Source organism: Halomonas profundus (genome assembly GCF_020865425.1).
GTDB classification, from domain to species: Bacteria; Pseudomonadota; Gammaproteobacteria; order Pseudomonadales; family Halomonadaceae; genus Vreelandella; species Vreelandella titanicae.
In genome coordinates this window covers 3571128-3585929 of the sequence record NZ_CP086344.1, presented here as the reverse complement: position 1 = coordinate 3585929, position 14802 = coordinate 3571128, and the positions used below count along the sequence as shown (strand labels likewise).

Sequence of the window (14802 nt, the reverse complement as noted above, 5' to 3'; positions counted from 1 at the left end):
GCTACACTATTTTTTGCTGAGCCTGTTATGCGTCTACTTCACACCGCCGATTGGCACCTGGGGCGGCTGTTCCACAACCTGTCGTTGCTAGATGATCAGCGCTATGTGCTCGACCAGCTTATCGAGATTGTCGACCGGGAAAACGTCGATGCGGTGCTGATTGCGGGCGATATCTACGACCGTTCGGTGCCGCCTGCGGCGGCGGTAACGCTGCTGGATGAGGTGCTCCACGCGCTCTGCGAGGAGCGCAAGCTGCCGGTGATCATGATTTCAGGTAACCACGATGGTGCTGAGCGGCTTCGTTTCGGCGCGCGCCACCTGCGTCAGGCCGGTCTGCATATTCTTTCCGACTTAGTTGATTTTGACACACCTGTAACGCTGACGATTAAGGGCGCTGAGATGGATGTGTTCGGCATTCCCTACGCCGACCCCGAACATGTTCGCAGCCAGTTTAACGTGGAGGTGCGCGATTTTGACGGCTCCCACCGCTATTTGGTTGAGCGCATCGAAGAGCAGCGTCACCCGACACGCCCGTGCATATTGATGAGCCACTGCTTTGTGGATGGCGGCAGCGCCTCGGACTCTGAACGCCCGCTGACCCTGGGCGGTGCCGAAAGCGTCGCCTGGGAGCCTATGCAAGGCTTTGACTATGTGGCGCTTGGCCACCTTCACGGCCCCCAGTACCGCGGCGGCGAGCATATTCGTTACAGCGGCTCGCTGCTCAAATATAGCTTTTCCGAAGCCAGCCAGCGTAAAGGCGTGACGCTGGTGGATCTTGATGCGAGCGGCGTCACCAAGATCGAGCAGATACCCCTTATTCCCAGTCGTGAAGTTCGTGTATTAGAGGGCGAGATCGATGCGTTGATTGCCCAGGGGCGAACGGATGCCAATGCCGACGACTATCTGCTGGTGCGGTTAACCGACCGCCACGCCATTCTCGACCCCATGGGCAAGTTGCGTGAGGTATATCCCAATGTGCTGCATCTCGAGAAGCCCGGCATGCTGGATGCCCAGGGTAATCAGCAGCTTGACCGTGAGCGGCTGAAGTTCAGCGCACTGGATATGTTCAGTGACTTTTTCGCCCAAACCAGCGGTGAGCCCATGACCGACCAACAAACTGAGGCGATAAGCGAACTGATAGGCGAGCTTAGTCGTGACGAAGAGGCTCAGGGATGACACCGTTAATCCTCACCATGCAAGCGTTTGGGCCCTTTGCGGGCAGTGAGACCATCGACTTCACCGCGCTGGGAAGAAGCCCACTGTTCCTGATTAATGGCCCTACCGGCGCCGGTAAAAGCTCGATTCTTGATGCCATCTGTTTTGCGCTTTACGGCCAAACCACGGGCAATGAACGCGATCCGGCGCAGATGCGTTGCGACCAGGCTGACGCTTCGCTGCTAACGGAAGTGACGCTGGATTTTCGTCTGCGCGGTGTGGATTACCGGGTTCGCCGCGTGCCCCAGCAGGAGCGTCCCAAGGCGCGAGGCGAAGGCACGACTACCCATAATGCTGAAGCCCAGCTGTGGCGATTAAAGGCAGATGGCGATGTAGAGACTTGCCTGGTAGCGCGCAAAGTTAACGATGCCACCGCGGAGCTGCAAACCCTGATCGGCCTGGATGCCAACCAGTTTCGTCAGGTGATGGTGCTACCCCAGGGCAAGTTTCGTGAACTGCTGCTGGCAGGCTCCAAAGAGCGCGAAGTAATTTTTTCCCAGCTGTTTCAAACCCAGATTTTTCAGCGAATCGAAGAGCGTCTGCGCACCCAGGCCAACCAAATCGAGCGGGCAGTGAGTGATCATCGCCAGCATATCAGCGGCATCCTCGCTGGGGGTGAGCTTGAGAGCGAAGACGCGTTAGCGCAAGAGCTTGAAGAGCTAACACCCCAGGTAGATCAAGCGCGGCAACGTTTTGAAACCGCGCAGCAGCAGCGCCGTAGCGCCGAAAAGCAGCGCGATGAGGCGTTGGCGCTGCAGCGTCAATTTGAGGCCCGCGATCGGCTGGCGGCGGATAAAGCCCGTCATCTTGAGCAGCACACACAGATAGAAAGCACTAAGGAGCGCTTAGCGCAAAGCACCCACGCCCAGGCGCTGCGCCCACAGAGAGCTGCCTTAGACCAAGCGCAGCAGACGCTGATCACCGCCCAGGCCGATCAGCGACAGGCGCAAGCCGCATTAGCCACTCAACGTAGTAACGCCGAACAGGCGCAGCAGGCGTTAGAAGTGGCACGCCAGCGTCAGGCAGAGCTCCCCGCGCTCCGGGAGCGCCACCGCCAATTGGGCGAATTTATTCATAAAAGCCAGCAGTTAAGCGAGTTGCAGGCGCGTTTTAAAACGGCGCAGGACTCCTGGCAACAAGCCGATAGTGCGCTCAAGCGTGATGAGGCGCAGCTAGATAACATTCGCCAGCAGGGCGAAGCGATTAGCGTTAACCTGGAACGCTTACAGACAGAGTTTCAGCAACTGGCCAGTGCCCCCGCTGAGCTCAGCCGACATAACGACCTGCTGACCCAGCGCCAAGAGCTGGATGAACTCACCCGGCAAGCGCATGAGTTAACCAGGCAACAGCAGCAGGCGACGGAGGCACTCAACCGCCAGCAAAGCGAAGCAGAACGAGCGCAACGCCACGCCACTGAGCAGGAGATGCGCTGGCACCAGGGGCAGGCCGCGCTGTTAGCGCTCACCCTTGAACAGGATGTCCCTTGCCCGGTGTGCGGCAGCCTGGAGCATCCAGCCCCAGCGGTTAACAGTGCCGACGTGGTTAGCCAAGCGCAGGTTGAAGAAGCCAGGGCGGCGCAAGAGCAGGCTCGTCAAGCACAACAGAGCGCCGAGCGTCACCACCACCAGCTCACTCAGCAGATTAACTACAATACAGAGCAGGCCCAGCGGCTTACCCAACAGCTGGGCGAGTGGGCTAGCCAACCGCTGGCTGAGCTGCAAACTGCCTGCGAAGGCTTGCGCCGCCAAGTGCAGCGCCGGGAAAGCGTTGAACGTGAGATTAGCCAGCAAACCGTTGCTCGCGAAGCGCTGCGCCGCGAGTGGGGCGCGCTGGATAAGCAGCTTAAAACCCAACGGCCCGCGGTGGAGAAGGCAAAAGAGGACGCGTTGCGCCTAGAGAGTCAGCGCGATCAACTGAGCCAATCGCTGCCGGAAGATGCCCGCGACCCTGAGGCAATGCGCCGAACCCTCACTGAGCTTGAACACCAGATCGCACAGCTCGAAAAAGCCTGGGAGAGCGCCCAGCAGATGCTCTCGACCAGCCAAACCCAACTGGCGCGGGCGGAAGAGCAGCTACGCGGTGCGAACGAGCGAATCGAACGTAGCGAGCAGACGCTTCAGCAGGTGCAAGCTGAGTGGCAAGCCGCCCTGCAGGCCAGCCCCTTTGAAGATGAAGCAGCGTTTCAGGCTGCGCAGTTGGATGATACCCAGCGGCAAGAGTTGACTCGCCAAGTAGAGGCGTACCAACGCCGCCTGGCTGAGCTTGAAGGCGCGCTGGAGAACTACCAAACTCAGCTTGCGGAAAAAACGCCGCCGAATATGGCCGCGTTGACCAGCCTAACCGAGGCGGCCCAGGTCGAAGAGAACACCCAGCTAGAGGCGTGGCGGGGGCTGGATGGGAGGCTGACCACGCTGCGCGGTATTCGTCAAAAGCTTGCGACTGCCCACAGGGCGCAGGCAGAGCTCGAAGCCCAGTATCAGCTGTGGGGCACGCTCAGCGAGGTCGCTAATGGTCGTACGGGGCACCGTATTAGCCTGCAGCGCTTTGTGCTGGGTGTGCTGCTGGATGACGTATTGATTCAAGCTTCGGAGCGTTTGGTGCGCATGAGCCGCGGGCGTTATCAGTTGGTGCGTCGGGAAGATCCCTCCAAAGGTAACAGAGCGTCGGGTCTGGAGCTTGATGTGGCCGACACCTACACCGGCAAGAACCGTTCGGTAGCGACACTCTCCGGCGGGGAGTCTTTTATGGCCGCGCTCTCGCTGGCGCTAGGGCTCTCGGATGTAGTGCAGGCTTACGCTGGCGGTATTCAACTGGATACGCTATTCATTGATGAGGGGTTTGGCAGCCTGGATCAGGATGCGCTGGATCAAGCGATTGCCATGCTCAGCGAACTGCAAATGGGCGGGCGCATGATTGGAGTGATCTCCCATGTCAGCGAACTCAAAGAGCAAATGCCAGTTCGTATAGACGTAAGTGCCAGCCGCCACGGGAGCACGGTGGAAGTAAAGGGCGTACTTCTCTAACGCCGCATGGCCGAGTGCAAGCAGTTTTCTTACAAGGCCTGGTTCATGCTGGGTTCATATAGAATGTTTTATAAAGTAAATGAATCGTCAAACGAGCCCTAAAGATACTATCTACTTAGGAGTACAAGGATGAACGCAAGCAAAATTTTACAGCAGCTGATGCAGCAAGCTGGCGGAAGCCAGAAGGGCGGCAGTAGCAGTGGTGTCGATGTTAAAGGCATGCTGAGCGGGCTTTCTAAGCAGCTAGGCGATGGCAGTAGCAGCGGTCAAGGTGGCGGCTCCTCCAGTAGCTTTGATATGAAAAGCCTGCTTGGTGGCGGTGCCATGGGTTTACTGGTGGGTTCCAAACGTGGCCGTAGTATGGGAGGCAAAGCACTAAAATACGGCGCGATTGCTGGGGTGGGCGTGCTGGCATGGAAAGCGTGGCAGAGTTCTCAGGCGGCGAAAAATGGCAATGCGCAGCAAAATACGACCCAGAATGCGACAGAGGGCGAGCGGGTAGAAGCGCTTAGTGGCGAGTACCAAGAGCGTCGCAGCCTGGAACTGCTGCAGGCGATGATTATGGCCGCCCGGGCCGATGGCCATATTGATGAGCAGGAGCAGGCGCTGATTACTGAACAGATTGACGCCCTAGGTGCTGATCAAGAGATGCATAACTGGGTGGAGCAGCAGCTAAAAGCACCGCTGGATGCCCAGGAACTGGCCCGCGAAGCGGACTCCCCTCAAGCGGCCCGTGAAATGTACCTGATCAGCGTGGCCGTGACCGATGATCAAAACCCCATGGAGCGTGCCTGGCTTGATCAGTTGGGCAATGCACTTAACTTACCCAAAGAGATGACTGACGAACTTGAGCGTCAAGCGCAGCAGGCGGGTTAATGCTGGATACGGTTAATTTTTGGCTAGCTACCGGCTTTGGCCTGGGGCTAGCGCCGATGGCGCCGGGTACCTTCGGCTCGCTGCTGGGCATCCCCCTGGCGTGGTGGCTGTTAAGCCGCCCGCTAGGTCAACAAGGCGCTATCATGGCAGCTCTGCTGCTACTTGCGATACCGGTTTGCCACATCGCCGCCTGGCACTATGACGGTTTGGATCATGGCAGCATCGTCGCTGATGAGTACTTTGCGTTCCCGCTGGCGGTCATCGGGTTGCAAGCTGCGCGTCACCCGCTGGTTATGGCGTTGGCATTCGTTGTCTACCGCTTTTTCGATGCGCTGAAGCCGCCGCCGATTCATCTGGCAGAGTATGTTCATGGCGGTTTTGGCATTGTTTTGGATGATGTTATCGCGGCGTTGGTGACCTGGGTGGTGATTGCTATTGGGCTCAAGCTTTGGCAGCGTCGAACCTCTGGGCAACAGTTAAACTCGTAATAGAACACGCAACGAAAAAAGCGCCGCTAGCTTAATAAAAAGCTAGCGGCGCTCTATCTTATCGCTCATGATTTTGAGCGCTTACAGGCTTACTCTTGAACGACAATCACCGACTTGGCATTGACGAACTCGTGCATGCCGAAACCGCCGTGTTCGCGACCGTAACCGGAGTTTTTAACGCCACCGAAAGGCATTTCCGGTGTCGCAACACCAAAGCCATTGATAAACACCATGCCGGTATCAAAGTACTTGCTGGCAAGCTCGGTAGCGCGTTTCACATCTTTAGAGATGATTCCGCCGCCCAGGCCGTAACGGCTATCGTTGGCAATGCGCATGGCATCTTCGTCGTCTTTGGCACGAATCAGCGCAGCGACAGGGCCAAATAGCTCATCGTCGTAAGCGGGCTGGCCGGGGGTGACGTTGTCCAGCACGGTGACTGGGTAAAACGCGCCCTTACCGGATGGCTTTTCGCCACCGCAGAGAATTTTCGCGCCTTTGCGCACGCTCTCTTCCACTTGGTCGTGGAGACCATCGCGGAGATCCACGCGAGCCATGGGGCCCAGATCGCTGTCTTCTTGGGTCGGGTCACCCGCTTTAAGCGACTGCATACGTTCTACATAGCGCTTTTTAAACGTCTCGTAGTTCTTTTCAGTGACCACAAAACGCTTGGCTGCAACGCAGGTTTGACCGCCATTGTAGACACGCCCCTGGACGCAGGTATTGATGGCGACATCCATATCGGCGTCATCGAGCACCAGGTAGGCGTCGTTAGAGCCCAGCTCAAGCACGGTCTTTTTAAGATGCTCAGCCGCTTTACCGGCGACTTTGCGGCCTGCGCCATCGCTACCCGTTAGCGTTACGCCACGTACCGCAGAATGAGCAATCACCTCATCAGAAACATCGTGAGAGATCACCAGCGTACGGAAGACGTTTTCCGGAAGACCCGCTTCGCGGTAGATTTTTTCCAACAGCAAGCCGCTACCGGTCACGTTTTCAGCGTGTTTTAGTAGCACGCCGTTACCCGCCATGATATTGGCGATGGAGTAACGTACAACCTGATACGCGGGGAAGTTCCAGGGCTGAATGCCGTAGATCACACCCATCGGTGAGTAGGTCACGAAACCGCGTTTACCATTGCCAGGCTGACGCTCTTCGTCGGCTAGCTTTTTGGGGCCATGTTCAGCGGTGTAATCACAGATGCCGGTGCAAAGATCGACTTCCTGGCGGGCCTGAGAAGGCAGTTTACCCATCTCATTGACCATCAGGTCGGCAAGCTCTTCTTTATGCTTTTGCAGCGCTTGGCCAATGGCTTTGACCGTTTTAGCGCGGCTTTCCAGCGATTCTAGGCGCCAATCGAGAAACGCCTCGTAGCAGGCGTCCACTATCTGCTTGGCTTCCGCGCTGCTCATTAGCGTATAGGATTCGAGGGTTTCACCATTGGTGGGATTGATCGTCTTGATACTGTTGCTCATAAGATCTCCTATCTATAGATCAACGTGGGGTCAAAGCGCCTAGCTCCAGGGCGCCTAATCGACCAGTCTATTACTGGTGCACGGTCACTGTAGTACAAAAAGAACGACCATGCATAACATTGGCGTTACCTTTCCGGCAGTGGTTAAAGCAAACAGTTCAACCCATTACTTCAATCAATGTGTTCATGGTGTACCGCTTGTTACTCAAACGAAGGCCCTCCGGCTTCTTCGCCCCACACTTCTTCCAGGCGCCCGTCGCGACCACAGCTGTAGCGGTAGAACTTATAGCGCACGGGGTTCTTTTGATAATAGTCCTGGTGGTACTCCTCAGCAGGCCAGAACTTGGTGGCTGGTACTATCTGGGTGGCGATCTCCCGGTCGAAGCGTGCTTCCATTTCGGCTTTGGACGCTTCGGCCAGTTCACGCTGGGCTTCGTCATGATAGAAGATCGCCGAGCGGTATTGATCGCCTACATCACAGAACTGACGGTCGACCGCAAAGGGGTCGACGTTGCGCCAGAAGATTTCTAATAGCTGCTCGTAACTGATCTGTTCGGAGTCGTATTCGATTTGCACGACTTCAGCATGGCCAGTACCGCCCTGGGAGATTTCTTCGTAGGTGGGGTTCTCTAGCTCGCCGCCGATATAGCCGGAAATGGTGGAAGTGACGCCGGGTTGGTTATCGTACGGCGGTTCCATACACCAGAAGCAGCCACCGGCAAAAGTCGCTTCTGCACTGCTCTGAGCTTGAAGCGAAGGGCTGGCTAGGCCAGCGGTCGCCAATACGCCAAGCGTAAATGGACGAAGAGGGGACAGACGGATCATTGCAAGCACTCCGGTGGTGGGGGCGAGTTACTGCTTAATTAGTGAGCTGATTAGTCGCTTGGTGTTCCTTTTCCTTACAGTCCCTTTATCACTACCTAGCCTAGACGATGGGACCATACCTCATCCAGCGTACTGAGCGCAGCGTTGACAGTCGATTCGTTGGTGCTTTCATGACGCCAGATAAAGCTTAACGCGCAGGGCAGGCGAATATTCTCCGCCACTGCCAGGCCGCTCTCCTGGCGTTCGGTCATCGCCAGGGCGTCCCGGGCCAGGCTTAAGCCAACGCCTGCGCGCACCAGGTCAAGCATGCAGGCCTCCTGATCCACCTGGGCCACCCGATTGGGAACTGCGCCGCTCGGTGCCAACGCCTGTTTTAACAGCCGGTGGTGGGCGGAATCCTGTGGCGTAACAATCCAGGGCAGCGTGGCTAAGTGCTCCCAACGAGTATCAATGAGTCGATTTTCCCAGCCTGCTGGGGCAATTACGTGATAATCAAAATGGGTTAGCTCACGCCAAGCAAGCGTCTCATGGCCTTTTCCAGGGCCTTGAGCGGGTGGCGCCAGGTAAAAACCAACGTCTAAGTCGCCTTGTTCAATGCGATTAAGCACGCTACCGCTCATCCCATGGTGAAGTTCGGTTTCTAACTGCGGTGCACGGGCCATCAAGCGGCTCAAAAAGGCGCCTAGACGGAGAAATTCGGGGTCGACAATGGTGCCAATTGAGAGCTTGCCGCGCAGCGTGCTGTGTAATGTCCCGGCGGTTTGCTCAAACGACAGGGCGCTGGCCAGCGCCTTTTCAGCGGCAGGCAGCAGTGCATGGCCGTCGGGCGTCAGAGCAAGGCCTTGAGGACGGCGGCTAAACAGCGTGAGGCCTAAATTCGACTGCAGTTGCTTCAACTTTAGGCTAATGGCCGGCTGAGTCAGGTGCAGCTGTTCTGCGGCGCGTGACACGCTGCCTGTTCGTGCAACGGCCACGAAGGCGCGCAGGGTGGCGTACTCTTGCATGATTAGCCTCAAATACTCGTCGTGATATTAGTAAAGCTTATAACTGGCTTTTAAATAACTCAATTGATCCGTTCACTAGGCCCAGTAGGCTAGGCTGAAAGTAAGCTTTTTGCACACGCTTTAAACATGCGTTCTTAACTAGGTACTCCCATGACAACAACAGCGATTCAGCACTTTATTAATGGTCAGGTCACCGCGGGTGAGTCTGCTCAATCCCAGGACGTCTTTAACCCTGCCACTGGCCGAGTTACCGGTCGTGTGTCGCTCGCTTCCCCGGCGGACGTCAATACGGCGGTAGAGGCCGCACAAGCCGCTTTTCCTGCCTGGGCCGATACCCCTCCGATCCGCCGCGCCCGGGTGATGTTCAAGTTTTTAGAGCTGTTAAACGCTCATAAAGATGAGCTAGCCGAAGCAATTACCAAAGAGCACGGCAAGGTGTTCACCGACGCCCAGGGTGAAGTGGCCCGTGGTATCGATATTGTTGAATTTGCCTGTGGTATCCCGCAGTTGTTAAAGGGTGACTACACCGAGCAGGTGAGTACCGGGATCGATAACTGGACGATGCGCCAGCCGCTGGGCGTCGTTGCAGGTATAACGCCATTTAATTTCCCTGCCATGGTGCCGATGTGGATGTTCCCGCTGGCAATTGCGGCGGGTAATACATTTATTTTGAAACCAAGCCCGCTCGATCCCAGTGCTTCGCTGCTGATGGCTGACTTGCTTAAGCAAGCTGGCCTGCCCGACGGCGTGTTTAACGTTGTGCAGGGTGATAAAGACTCTGTGGAAGCGCTGATCGACCATCCGCATGTTAAGGCGCTGTCGTTTGTAGGCTCAACGCCAATTGCCAACCTGATCTACGAGCGCGGCGCGCGCAACGGCAAGCGCATTCAAGCCTTGGGCGGGGCCAAAAACCATATGGTAGTGATGCCGGATGCACATTTGGATAAAGCCGTCGACGCACTGATTGGCGCCGCCTATGGCTCCGCCGGCGAGCGCTGCATGGCGATTAGCGTGGCGGTGTTGGTAGGTGATGTGGCGGATAAAATCGTGCCAGCATTGGCTGAGCAGGCTAAAGCGCTGAAAGTAAAAGATGGTATGCAGCTGGATGCGGAAATGGGCCCCATTGTGACTCGTCAAGCCCACCAGCGGATTACTGGGTATATCGAAAAAGGCGTGGCTGAAGGTGCTGAACTGGTGGTTGATGGACGCAACTTTAATGCTTCATCGGCAGGCGAGGACTGCGCCGACGGGTTCTGGATGGGCGGCACGCTTTTTGACAATGTCACTCCCGAGATGACGATCTATAAAGAAGAAATTTTTGGCCCGGTGCTGGTTTGCGTGCGGGTGCCGGATATCGCCACTGCAATCCAGTTGATTAACGACCATGAGTTTGGCAACGGCGTTAGCTGCTTTACCGAAAGCGGTACGGTGGCGCGGGAGTTTGGCCGCCGTATTCAGGTCGGCATGGTGGGTATCAATGTGCCCATTCCGGTACCTATGGCATGGCACGGCTTTGGTGGCTGGAAGCGCTCGCTGTTTGGTGACACCCACGCCTATGGGGAAGAAGGCGTGCGTTTCTACACCAAGCAGAAATCGATTATGCAGCGTTGGTCGGATTCGATTGATGCCGGGGCTGAATTTGTAATGCCCACGGCGAAGTAGCGACTAAACGTTACCGGAGCCAACCAATGTCAGAATCTACCCATAACAATATCGACCATATCAGTTACTTCGACTATATCGTGATCGGCGCAGGCACCGCGGGGTGCCTGATGGCTAATCGTTTGAGTGCCAATCCCAATAATAAGGTACTGCTGATAGAGGCGGGCGGTCGCGATAACTACCACTGGATTCATATTCCGGTGGGCTACCTCTACTGCATTAATAATCCACGTACCGACTGGCTGTTTCGCACCGAGCCCGATAAAGGCCTCAATGGCCGTTCGCTGATCTACCCACGGGGGAAAACCCTGGGCGGCTGCTCTAGCATCAACGGCATGATCTATATGCGCGGCCAAGCGCGTGACTACGACCACTGGGCGGAAGTCACCGGCGACGATGCCTGGCGCTGGGAGAACTGCCTACCCGACTTTATCAAACATGAAGACCACTACCGTCTGGACGAGGGCGGAGATGCAGACGCCCAGCACCGGGATTTTCACGGCCACGGTGGGGAGTGGAGGATCGAAAAGCAGCGCCTCAAGTGGCAGGTGCTGGATGATTTCGCCGAAGCTGCCGTGCAGGCGGGCATCCCGCGTACCGACGATTTTAACCGTGGCTCTAACGAAGGCGTGGCCTACTTTGAGGTCAATCAGCGCTCGGGCTGGCGCTGGAATACCGCCAAAGCGTTTTTGCGCCCCGCGCTTAAGCGCAAAAACCTCACACTATGGCACTCCACTCAAGTCAATCGGCTGCTGTTCGAAAAAAGTGCCAACATGCTGCGATGCACAGGGGTGGAGGTGGAGCGTGAGGGCAGCCCGCTTCGCGTCATGGCGAACAGGGAAGTAGTGCTCTGCGCAGGCGCGATTGGTACGCCGCATCTGCTGCAGCTTTCCGGTGTGGGGCCCGCAGAGTCGTTGCGTAAGCATGGCGTTGAGGTAGTGCATGAGCTGCCGGGCGTCGGCGAGAACTTGCAGGATCACCTGCAGATTCGTTCGATATATCGAATTACTAATGGCAAAACCCTCAATGCCATAGCCAGCACGCTGTGGGGTAAAGCGGGAATTGGCCTTGAGTACCTGTTTAAGCGCTCTGGGCCGATGAGCATGGCACCTTCGCAGCTGGGGGCTTTTACCCGCAGCACGAAGGATCAGCCGCACCCCAATATTGAGTACCACGTGCAGCCGCTAAGCCTGGAAGCCTTTGGTCAGCCGCTGCATCCCTACCCAGCGATTACCGCCAGCGTATGCAATTTGAACCCTACCAGCCGGGGCACCGTGCGACTTAAAAGCAGCGACCCGCGCCAGGCACCGGCGATTTCTCCCAATTACTTGAGCACCCCTGAAGATCGCAAAGTGGCGGCGGATTCTCTGCGGGTGACGAGGCGTATCGCCGAGCAGCCTGCGTTTGCCAAATACGCGCCGGAAGAGGTGAAGCCCGGCCTTGAGTACCAAAGCGACGATGAACTAGCCCGGCTGGCTGGTGATATCGGCACGACTATTTTCCACCCGGTGGGCACCGCACGTATGGGCCAGGAAGATGATGCGATGGCAGTGGTCGATGCACGGCTGAGAGTGCGCGGTATTAGCGGGCTAAGAGTGGCTGACGCCAGCGTTATGCCGACCATCACCAGTGGCAACACCAATTCTCCGACGCTGATGATTGCCGAGAAGGCCGCCGGTTGGATACTGGCTGAGAGGCGTGAGGTTTACTAGCGACAAAATCTACTAAGCAGCGTTTTATGGGGGTGTTGACGCAGGAGGGTGGTTGAGCGCAGAATAGTTACAGTTGGTTAGCAAGTCGAACGTTGTCAGCAGTATAGAAGCGCCTCTAGCGTTAAATCTGGTGAAAGTCTCTTGTTATACCCACTGCAATTCGGGTATTTCCCGGTTTAATTAGCAACATTGAGGATTTCGATCATGGCAACTGGTACCGTTAAGTGGTTCAACGACACTAAAGGTTTCGGCTTCATTTCTCCTGACGACAATGGCGACGATCTGTTCGCGCATTTCTCAGAAATTCAGGCAGAAGGCTTCAAATCCCTGCAAGACGGCCAGAAGGTTTCCTTCGACGTCACCCAGGGTAAAAAAGGCCTTCAGGCTTCTAACATCAAAGTAGAAGGTTAATTCCTTTACTAAGGTGTTAACAATCACCGCCTAGCGTTGATTGACCAGAAAACCCCGCCGAGCGCGGGGTTTTTTGTAGTGCGCCAGGCATGGCGCGCAGCGCCTTGACCGGCGCTGTTCCTGGGGGTGGTGCTTCAGGATGACTTGGGGGTGAAAGTCCCCTGCACGCCCGGCAAGGGGAAGTGCTAGCCGACGGCAAGGGTGTCCCTCGCGAGGGGGAATCTGAAGGCAGCCCGAGGCAAAACGCTGGCCTGACGAACAGGAAGCGGATACGAGGCGTCATGGCGGGGTAAGGTGGCTACACTCACCAAAGCCCGATACTTGCACGGAACGCCATGATGTAAATCCGACAGGCATAAGCGGGAAGGTCGCGCGTCTTACCCTGGGAGGTCTGGTGGTCTGCCACGGTGCTACCGTCGTCGAGAGGCGACGGGAGGGATCACCAGACGTCAGCCGAGGCCATAGTAAGTGCCGGTTCACCACGGCACCAAGGGCCGAACATGAAGAACCGCGAGTAGGCGATAACGTCTCGAGGATCGATCATGAAGACAGACCATGACGCTAATACCGTCACTCACCCAGAGGGGCAGGGGCAGTACCCCGAGTCCCAGCCGGTGAGCGTCGAGACCAGCCCGGCGTCGTTATCGTGGACGAAAGCGGAGCCAACCTCGCTCATGGAACGGGTCGTTGACCCGGAAAACATGGAGCGAGCTTACCGTCGGGTGGTGGCCAACAAAGGCGCACCGGGTGTCGATGGCATGACGGTGCATCAACTGGCTGACCACCTGAAGCAGTACTGGCCAACGCTGCGCGAGCGGCTGTTGGCCGATCAGTACCACCCCAGCCCGATCCGAGCAACCACGATCCCTAAGCCCAAGGGTGGGACGCGGCAGCTCGGTATTCCCACGGTTACCGACCGCCTAATCCAGCAAGCGCTGTCCCAGGTACTGATGCCGATCTTCGACCCGGGCTTCTCCGAGTCGAGTTACGGCTACCGCCCCAAGCGGAGCGCCAAGCAGGCCGTCTCGGCCATGAAGGCCCACGTCACCGCCGGTCACCGCTGGGTGGTCGATCTTGACCTGGAAGCCTTCTTCGACCGAGTGAATCACGACCTGCTGATGGCACGGGTCGCGCGGCGCGTTGACGACAAGCGTGTACTGCGTCTGATCCGTCGCTATCTGGAGGCGGGTATGTTCCAGCATGGCTTGCCCACGCCGAGGCGGCGGGGGACACCCCAAGGCGGGCCCCTCAGCCCGCTACTGGCGAACATCCTGCTGGACGACATGGACAAGGCGTTGGAACGCCGAGGCCACCGCTTCTGCCGCTACGCCGACGATGTACAAATCTATGTACGGAGCCGACGAGCAGGCGAGCGGGTCATGGGCAGCTTGAGTGAGTATCTCGAGAGCTCACTTCGGCTGACGGTCAATCGCCGTAAAAGTGCGGTGGATCGGCCATGGCTACGCGGATATCTGGGCTACAGCCTCACTCGGCACAAGCAGTCGAAACTGACGCTCGCCAAGACAAGCCTGACACGCATGATGCAGCGTGTCCGTGAGATCCTGAAACGTGGCAGGGGGCGTAACATCCAACGGGTAATCGAAGGGTTGAGGCCAGTCCTACGAGGATGGGCTAACTACTTCAATCTTGTTGATGTGAAACGCCCCTTGGAAGCACTGGATCAATGGATACGGCGGCGCTTACGCGGCCTGATCTGGCGACAATGGAAACGCCCATCGACTCGGCGTCGGAAGCTGCGAGGGCTAGGCCTAGACGGGCACCGCGCCTGGAAATCGGCGGGGAACGGTCGAGGCCCCTGGTGGAATGCCGGGGCTTCGCACATGAATCAGGCCCTGCCGAGGAAATGGTTTTATGACCAGGGACTGATCTCGGTACTGGATACGGTAAGATGGCTTAAACGTTCTGCATGAACCGCCGTGGTACGGAACCGTATGCCCGGTGGTGTGAGAGGACAGGGGAGGCGACTCCCCTTCCTACTCGATTCTGTATAATTAAGGCAATCCTTATGCTTTCCTCACACCTCACACCTCACACCTCACACCTAATATTCCATTTTGATCTTTAAATGTTTCTAAAAATAACTTTTTAGAATAT

Annotated in this window: 11 protein-coding genes; 8 read left to right on the top strand and 3 right to left on the bottom strand. The window is 57.0% G+C overall.

Going from position 1 to position 14802, the window contains the following annotated elements; genetic code table 11:
* The first annotated feature begins 27 nt into the window (after positions 1-27).
* From LMS44_RS16385 to LMS44_RS16370, 4 genes are all read left to right on the top strand, one after another.
* Positions 28-1176 (top strand): exonuclease SbcCD subunit D, encoded by a 1149-nt coding sequence (locus tag LMS44_RS16385; protein WP_498945722.1) that lies wholly within the window; start codon positions 28-30, stop codon positions 1174-1176.
* Positions 1173-4238, top strand: coding sequence for an AAA family ATPase (locus LMS44_RS16380; RefSeq protein ID WP_476488419.1), 3066 nt, complete (start codon positions 1173-1175; stop codon positions 4236-4238). Before LMS44_RS16385 ends, LMS44_RS16380 begins: the two co-directional genes overlap by 4 nt.
* 129 nt (positions 4239-4367) lie before the next feature.
* Entirely contained in the window at positions 4368-5114 is a 747-nt protein-coding gene (locus LMS44_RS16375) for a tellurite resistance TerB family protein (protein ID WP_498945720.1), read from the top strand.
* Positions 5114-5602, top strand: coding sequence for a phosphatidylglycerophosphatase A family protein (locus tag LMS44_RS16370; protein WP_009288337.1), 489 nt, complete (start codon positions 5114-5116; stop codon positions 5600-5602). Before LMS44_RS16375 ends, LMS44_RS16370 begins: the two co-directional genes overlap by 1 nt.
* Positions 5603-5691: 89 nt before the next feature.
* On the opposite strand, the gene LMS44_RS16365 is transcribed toward LMS44_RS16370, so the two are convergent.
* The 3 genes from LMS44_RS16365 to LMS44_RS16355 all read right to left on the bottom strand — a co-directional run bounded on the left by LMS44_RS16365 (position 5692) and on the right by LMS44_RS16355 (position 8902).
* The gene (locus LMS44_RS16365) at positions 5692-7074 is read right to left on the bottom strand and encodes an NAD-dependent succinate-semialdehyde dehydrogenase (RefSeq protein ID WP_278369886.1); all 1383 of its coding nucleotides are present in this window, start codon (positions 7072-7074) and stop codon (positions 5692-5694) included.
* A 200-nt stretch (positions 7075-7274) separates the two neighbouring features.
* Entirely contained in the window at positions 7275-7898 is a 624-nt protein-coding gene (gene msrA, locus LMS44_RS16360; protein ID WP_498945717.1) for a peptide-methionine (S)-S-oxide reductase, read from the bottom strand.
* 95 nt (positions 7899-7993) lie between these two features.
* On the bottom strand, positions 7994-8902 hold the full coding sequence (locus LMS44_RS16355) for a LysR family transcriptional regulator (RefSeq protein WP_498945715.1): 909 nt from the start codon (positions 8900-8902) through the stop codon (positions 7994-7996).
* A gap of 150 nt (positions 8903-9052) precedes the next feature.
* Here LMS44_RS16355 and LMS44_RS16350 point away from each other — a divergent pair, with 150 nt between their 5' ends.
* The 4 genes from LMS44_RS16350 (at position 9053) to ltrA (ending at position 14618) form a co-directional block, all read left to right on the top strand.
* Positions 9053-10564 carry a CoA-acylating methylmalonate-semialdehyde dehydrogenase gene (locus LMS44_RS16350; RefSeq protein ID WP_022522446.1) on the top strand — a complete coding sequence of 504 codons (1512 nt, stop codon included), beginning with the start codon at positions 9053-9055 and terminating at the stop codon, positions 10562-10564.
* Positions 10565-10590: 26 nt separating this feature from the next.
* The gene (locus tag LMS44_RS16345; protein ID WP_052475598.1) at positions 10591-12276 is read left to right on the top strand and encodes a GMC family oxidoreductase; all 1686 of its coding nucleotides are present in this window, start codon (positions 10591-10593) and stop codon (positions 12274-12276) included.
* A 204-nt stretch (positions 12277-12480) separates the two neighbouring features.
* The gene (locus LMS44_RS16340) at positions 12481-12687 is read left to right on the top strand and encodes a cold-shock protein (RefSeq protein ID WP_022522448.1); all 207 of its coding nucleotides are present in this window, start codon (positions 12481-12483) and stop codon (positions 12685-12687) included.
* A 542-nt stretch (positions 12688-13229) separates the two neighbouring features.
* Positions 13230-14618, top strand: coding sequence for a group II intron reverse transcriptase/maturase (gene ltrA, locus LMS44_RS16335; protein ID WP_022521957.1), 1389 nt, complete (start codon positions 13230-13232; stop codon positions 14616-14618).
* Positions 14619-14802 lie beyond the last annotated feature (184 nt).